Genomic DNA, 3,953 nt, shown 5'->3' on the forward strand with positions numbered 1-3,953 from the left:
ACCGCCCCCGCGGCGACCGCCGGCCTCGCCGGCCGCCTGCGCGCGCTGCCCGCGCCCGAGCGCGACCGCCTGCTGCTGGACCTGGTCCGCGCCCAGGTGGCGGCGGCCCTCGGCCACGCCTCGCCGCACGCCGTGGTGGCGGAGCGGCCGTTCAAGGAGCTGGGCTTCGACTCGCTGACCGCCGTCGAGCTGCGCAACCTGCTCGGCCGCGAGACCGGCCTGCGCCTGCCCTCCTCCCTGGTCTTCGACTACCCCAACCCCGTTGCTCTCGCCGAGCACCTGAAGGACGAACTCGTGGGTACCGACCCGTCGCCGGTGGACGCCGGCACTGCTTCCGCCACCTCGCCCGCCTCCGCCGCAGGCCAGGCCCTCGACCGGACCGCCGACCAGGCCGTCGCGATCGTCGCGATGAGCTGCCGGCTGCCCGGCGGGGTCCACTCCCCGGAGGACCTCTGGCGCCTGGTCGCAGGCGCGGGGGACGCCGTCTCCGGCTTCCCGACCGACCGTGGCTGGGACCTGGACGCGCTCTACGACGCCGACCCGGCCAACCCCGGCACCGTCTACGCCCGCGAGGGCGGCTTCCTCAGCGCCGCCGGGGAGTTCGACGCCGCCTTCTTCGGGATCTCGCCGCGCGAGGCGCTGGCGATGGACCCGCAGCAGCGGCTGCTGCTGGAGACCTCCTGGGAGGTGTTCGAGCGGGCCGGCATCGATCCGGCGGCCGTGAAGGGCAGCCGGGCCGGTGTCTTCGTCGGCGCCTCGACCTCGGGGTACGGCGCCGGGCTGCACGAGGTGCCGGAGGGGCTGGAGGGTCACCTGCTGACCGGCAGTGCCACCTCGGTGGTCTCCGGGCGCCTGGCCTACACCTTCGGGCTGGAAGGCCCGGCGATGACCATCGACACCGCCTGTTCCTCCTCGCTGGTGGCCCTGCACCTGGCTGCCCAAGCGCTGCGCGCCGGTGAGTGCGACCTGGCGCTTGCAGGCGGCGTGACCGTGATGGTGAGCCCGGCGGCGTTCGTGGAGTTCAGCCGGCAGCGCGGGCTGGCCGCCGACGGTCGCTGCAAGCCGTTCGCGGCGGCGGCCGACGGGACCGGCTGGTCCGAGGGCGTCGGCATGCTGCTGGTCGAGCGACTGAGTGACGCCCGGCGACTCGGCCACCCGGTGCTGGCGGTGCTGCGCGGCAGTGCGGTCAACCAGGACGGCGCCTCCAACGGCCTCACCGCCCCCAACGGCCCGGCCCAGCAGCGGGTGATCCGCGCGGCGCTGGCGAACGCCGGTCTGACGGTCGACCAGGTCGACGCGGTCGAGGCGCACGGCACCGGCACCACGCTCGGCGACCCGATCGAGGCCCAGGCCGTGCTCGCCACCTACGGTCGACGGTCCACCGAACACCCGCTCTGGCTCGGCTCGTTGAAGTCCAACATCGGCCACGCGCAGGCGGCGGCCGGTGTCGCCGGGGTGATCAAGACGGTCCTGGCGATCCAGCACGGGGTGCTGCCGCAGACCCTGCACGTGGACGCCCCGACCGCCGAGGTCGACTGGTCGACCGGCGCGGTGGCGCTGCTGACCGAGGCGCAGCCGTGGCCGGAGACCGGCGAGCCGCGCCGGGCCGGCGTCTCGGCCTTCGGCGTCAGCGGCACCAACGCGCACGCCATCATCGAGCAGGCCCCGGACCAGCCGGTGGAGCCGGAGCCGCGCGACACCGCCCAGGCCCCCGTCCTCTGGCCGCTCTCCGCCCGCACTGCCGCCGCGCTGCGCACCCAGGCGGCCCGGCTGCGCGACCACCTGACCTCGCACCAGGACGTCGACGCCGCCGACCTCGGCTACTCGCTCGCCGCCGGACGCGCCGTCTTCGAGCACCGCGCGGTGGCCCTCGGCGAGGGCGCCCTCGCCGCGCTCGCCCAGGGCACGGAGGCCGCCGGCCTGATCACCGGCCGGGCGGTCGCCGAGGGCCGCACGGCCTTCCTCTTCACGGGTCAGGGTGCGCAGCGTTCGGGGATGGGACGTGAACTGTACGACGCGTTCCCGGTGTTCGCCGATTCCTTCGACGCGGTCTGCGCGCGCTTCGACCTGGCCGCCGATCTGCGCGAGCTGGTGTTCGGTGACGACGAGCGGTTGCACCGTACCGAGTTCGCCCAGCCCGCGCTCTTCGCGCTCGAGGTGGCGCTGTTCCGCCTCTTGGAGTCCTGGGGTGTCACCCCGGACCTGCTGCTAGGGCACTCGATCGGTGAGATCGCGGCGGCGCACGTGGCCGGGGTGTTCTCCCTCGAGGATGCCTGCACCCTGGTCGCCGCCCGCGGCCGGCTGATGCAGGCGTTGCCGGCCGGTGGCGCGATGATCGCGCTGCAGGCGTCCGAGGCGGAGGTGCTGCCGCTGCTCACCGACGGCGTCTCCATCGCCGCGGTCAACGGCCCGACCGCCACCGTGGTCTCCGGCGACGAAACCGCCGCCCTGGCGATCGCCGCCCACGTCGAGCGGCTGGGCCGCAAGACCAAGCGCCTGACCGTCAGCCACGCCTTCCACTCGCCGCTGATGGACCCGATGCTCGACGAGTTCCGCACCGTGGTCTCCCGGCTCTCCTTCGGCACGCCCACCCGGTCGGCGGTCTCGACCCTGACGGGCGCACCCGTCACCGACGACTGGAGCACCCCCGACTACTGGGTGCGCCACGTCCGCGAGGCCGTCCGCTTCCACGACGGCATCCGCGCCCTGCACGCCGCCGGCGCCACCCGCTACCTGGAGCTCGGCCCCGACGGCATCCTCACCGCCCTCGCCGACGACTGCCTGGCCGCCCTGCCGGTGCCCGCCGACGCCACAGAGGAGCCCGAGCCGCCGCTGCTCGCCGCCGCCCTGCGCGCCGACCGCGTCGAGCCGGCCGCCCTGCTCACCGCGCTCGCCGAACTGCACGTCAACGGCGCCACCGTGGACTGGACCCGGCTCTTCGCCGACCACCCGGTGCGCCGGGTGGACCTGCCCACCTACGCCTTCCAGCACCGCCACTACTGGCTGGAGCCCGCCGTCGCCGCCACCGCCGACCCGGCCGCGCTCGGCATCGAGCCGGTCGAGCACCCGCTGCTCGGCGCGGTGGTGACGCTGGCCGAGGACGGCGGCTGCCTGCTCACCGGCCGCCTCGCCCCGGCGGTGCAGCCCTGGTTGGCCGAGCACACCGTGCAGGGCCGGGCCGTGCTGCCCACCACCGGGCTGCTCGAACTGGCGCTGCTGGCCGCCGACGAGACCGAGTGCGACCTGGTCGAGGAGCTGACCCTGGAGGCGCCGCTGGTGCTGCCCGCCGACGGCGCGGTGCAGGTCCGGCTCACCGTCTCCGCGCCGGAGCCGGACGGCAGGCGCAGCTTCGCCCTGCACTCCCGGGCCGAGGACGCCGAGCTGGACGCCCGCTGGCAGCGGCACGCCGCCGGTGTGCTGGCGCCGGCCGAGGAGGACGCCGAGCTGCCGGCCGGCGACTTCACCGTCTGGCCGCCGGCCGGCGCGACGCCGGTCGAGGTCGGCGACCTCTACCCGCGGCTGGCCGCCGCCGGCTTCGGCTACGGCGAGCGGTTCCAGGGCCTGCGCGCGGTCTGGCAGCGCGGTGAGGAGGTGTACGCCGAGGTCGCCCTGCCGGCCGCGGCGGCCGGGGACGCCGAGAAGTTCGGCCTGCACCCGGCGCTGCTGGACGCCGCGCTGCACGCGCTCGGCACCGGAGTGCTGGACGGCATCGGCCGCGACCGGATCGTCTTCGCCTGCACCGACGTCGAGCTGTACGCCGCCGGTGCGGCCGCGCTGCGGGTGCGGCTGACCCGGACCGGCCCCGAGAAGCTGGCGCTGCTGGCCGCCGACCCGACCGGCGAGCCGGTGCTGGGCATCGGGGGCCTGGTGCTGCGCCCGGTCGAGGCGGCCGGCGAGGCCCGCCGCGGCGGCGCCAAGCAGCGCCGCAAGGGGCGCGAGCGCGGCACCGGCCG

At 76.0% G+C, this 3,953-nt stretch carries 1 protein-coding gene; it reads left to right on the top strand.

The annotated features are described in order from the left end of the window. Nucleotides 1–3,953: type I polyketide synthase (locus ACQRUO_RS38845; protein WP_428320903.1), on the top strand; the 3,953-nt coding region annotated here is incomplete at both ends.

It is taken from the genome of Kitasatospora sp. LaBMicrA B282, assembly GCF_050325825.1.
In the GTDB taxonomy this organism is placed as follows: Bacteria; Actinomycetota; Actinomycetes; order Streptomycetales; family Streptomycetaceae; genus Kitasatospora.